Source organism: Jannaschia seohaensis (genome assembly GCF_900116765.1).
Taxonomy (GTDB): Bacteria; Pseudomonadota; Alphaproteobacteria; order Rhodobacterales; family Rhodobacteraceae; genus Jannaschia; species Jannaschia seohaensis.
Genome location: NZ_UETC01000031.1, coordinates 1 through 2426, shown reverse-complemented (window position 1 = coordinate 2426; position 2426 = coordinate 1). Strand labels below are relative to the sequence as shown.

Annotated in this window: 2 protein-coding genes; both read right to left on the bottom strand. The window is 70.0% G+C overall.

Translation table 11 applies throughout. From position 1 onward, the window contains the following. Positions 1–54: 54 nt before the first annotated feature. Complete coding sequence (locus tag DTQ71_RS23035) at positions 55–2007, bottom strand: chemotaxis protein CheA (protein ID WP_109566621.1); 1953 nt, start codon at positions 2005–2007, stop codon at positions 55–57. Further along, complete coding sequence (locus DTQ71_RS23030) at positions 2004–2363, bottom strand: hypothetical protein (protein ID WP_146204928.1); 360 nt, start codon at positions 2361–2363, stop codon at positions 2004–2006. The genes DTQ71_RS23035 and DTQ71_RS23030 overlap by 4 nt, the downstream gene beginning before the upstream one ends. Positions 2364–2426 lie beyond the last annotated feature (63 nt).

Here is a 2426-nt window from a genome sequence, read left to right as displayed (position 1 = left end):
CGTGAGGATCATGAGTTGTGATTGTTTGGGTTGTTGTTTCATTTTCGGTTGGTCTCATGCGGCGATGGTGTGTGTGTCTGCGAGGCTGTGCTGGACGGATCGGATGAGGGCCAAGACGTCGACGATGAGGGCGACGCGGCCGTCGCCGAGGATGGTGCTGCCGGCGAAGCCCTCGATGTCGCGGTGGAAGCAGCTGAAGGTCTTGATGACGGTCTGGTGCTGGCCCAGCACGTCGTCGACGACGAGGCCGATGCGGCGGCCCTCGGCGCTGACGATGACGGCGCGGCGGGTGGGGCCGTCCGAGGGCGGGATGCCGAAGATCTCGCGCAGGCGGATGAAGGGCACCAGCTCGTCGCGGATGCGCAGCATGGTGCGGCCGCTGTCGCGGCGCTCGTCGGCGGCGGCCAGTTCCACGCATTCATTGACCGAGGAGAGGGGCAGCACGAAGACCCCGTCGCCGACGCGCACCAAGAGCCCGTCGATGATCGCCAGGGTCACGGGCAGGCGCAGGGTCACGACGGTGCCCGCGCCTTTCTGCGTGCGGATCTCGATCGAGCCGCGCAGGTCGTTCACCACCCGGCGGACCGCGTCCATGCCGACGCCGCGGCCCGAGACGCTGGAGACCTGCTGCGCCGTCGAGAAGGCCGGCTCGAAGATCATCTGATGCAGCTCCGCGGCGGTCGGCTGATCGCTGTCGGAGAGCAGCCCGCGCTCGATCGCCCGGGCGCGGATCGCGTCCTCGTCCAGGCCGCGGCCATCGTCGGTCACGCTGATCAGCACCTCGCCGCCGGATTGCCGGGCGGCCAGGCCGACCGTCGCGCGGGCGGGCTTGCCGGCGGCGCGGCGCGCCTCGGCGGTCTCGATGCCATGGTCCATCGCGTTGCGGATCATGTGGACCAGCGGCTCGGTCAGGCTGTCGATGACGTTCTTGTCGAGCTCGGTGTCGCCGCCGGTCGTCACCAGGGCCACGTCCTTGCCCAGCTCGTCGGCGAGGCTGCGCACGACGCGGCGGAACTTGCCGAAGACGACCTCGATGGGCAGCATCCGCATGGCCAGGGTGGAGTCCCGCAAGCCGTTGATGAGGCGCGCCAACTCCTCCGAGACGGCGAGCATGGCGGGATCGTCCGTCTCACCGGCCAGCTGATCGAGCCGCGTCTGCGCGATCACCAATTCGCCCAGCTGGTCCATCAACTCGTCCAGCCGCGCGGCCGGGATGCGGACATTGGCGGATTTCGGGGGCGGGAGCGTCGCGGCGGCCTCGGGCCGGGGCACGGGGACGGCGGGCGTGGATGCGGAGGCCGGCTCCGGCGTCTCGATCTGGTATTCCTCCGGCTCCAGGAAGACGAAGACGAAGCGGACCTCCTCCAGGCTTGCCGTCGTCTCCAGGCGGATATGCCAGCTCAGATGGCAGGCCGTCGGCTCTAGCGCGTCGAGCGGCGGGACCGCGCCGCCCTCCACGATCAGGGTCGTCCGGCCCAGCGCGGCCAACTCATCGAGCAGGAGGTCCGGGCGATGCCCGTTGCGCAGGCTGGACGGGTCCGGCGCGTAGCGGATGGTGTAGACGACCGGTTCGGCGGCCGCCGCGCGCGCCGTCTGCGCGGATGCGGCCGCCTCCGCGGGCAGATCGACGAATTCGGTGATCCGATGGGTGAGATCGCGCGCCGTCGCGCTGCCCTCGAGTGTGGCGAGCGCGGCCGGGTCGCTGTTGCTTTCCAGCAGCGCGAGCATGTGGTCGCGGGCATCCAGCGCGGTGGAGATCAGCCCGTGACTGAGCGCGAGCTTGCCCTCACGCACCCGCTCGAAGGCGTTCTCGAAGAGATGGGTGAAGCGCGCGAGCGCGTCGAACCCGAACATGTAGCCCGAGCCCTTGATCGTGTGCAGCAGGCGGAAGACCTCGTCCACGATCTGCGGCGCGCCGTCTTCCTCCAGGCGCAGCAGGCTCTGCTCCAGGCTTTCGAGCCCCTCGACCGTCTCCTGCAGGAAGATATCGGCGGGCGACGCGCTCATGCCGGGGCCCCCGCGTCCGAGGTCAGGCGGATCTCATGCGGCAACGGGCCGTCCGCCCCGGTCAGAGCGATCTCCAACCCCAGGGCGGCGCCGGATTTCGCCGTCGCGATGGCGATCTGCAGCGAGAGCACATTGTCCGGGTCCGCCAGCGCGACACGCCCGCCGCCCGCCGCCGCCCGGGCCGACAGCCAAGCCTGCGCCCGCGCGCGCAGCGCTTCGGCCTGGCTGACATCCACCAAAGCCGGCAAATCAAGCGTCTCGGGGGCGTCCTGCCCCCCATCCGGCCCCGCGCCAGACCCGGATGGCACAGAGGCCGCACACCCGTCAGGGCGCGGCAGAGGGACGGTCTTCGGCATCGGCCTTCCTCGCGACTGGATTCTGCAATCCAACCAACCCTCACCCAATCCCCATTAAAACCA

Excerpts from the sequence above, each read along its gene's own strand:
- DTQ71_RS23035 (WP_109566621.1), bottom strand. The coding sequence starts at position 2,007 with ATGAGCGCGTCGCCCGCCGATATCTTCCTGCAGGAGACGGTCGAGGGG.
- DTQ71_RS23030 (WP_146204928.1), bottom strand. The coding sequence starts at position 2,363 with ATGCCGAAGACCGTCCCTCTGCCGCGCCCTGACGGGTGTGCGGCCTCT.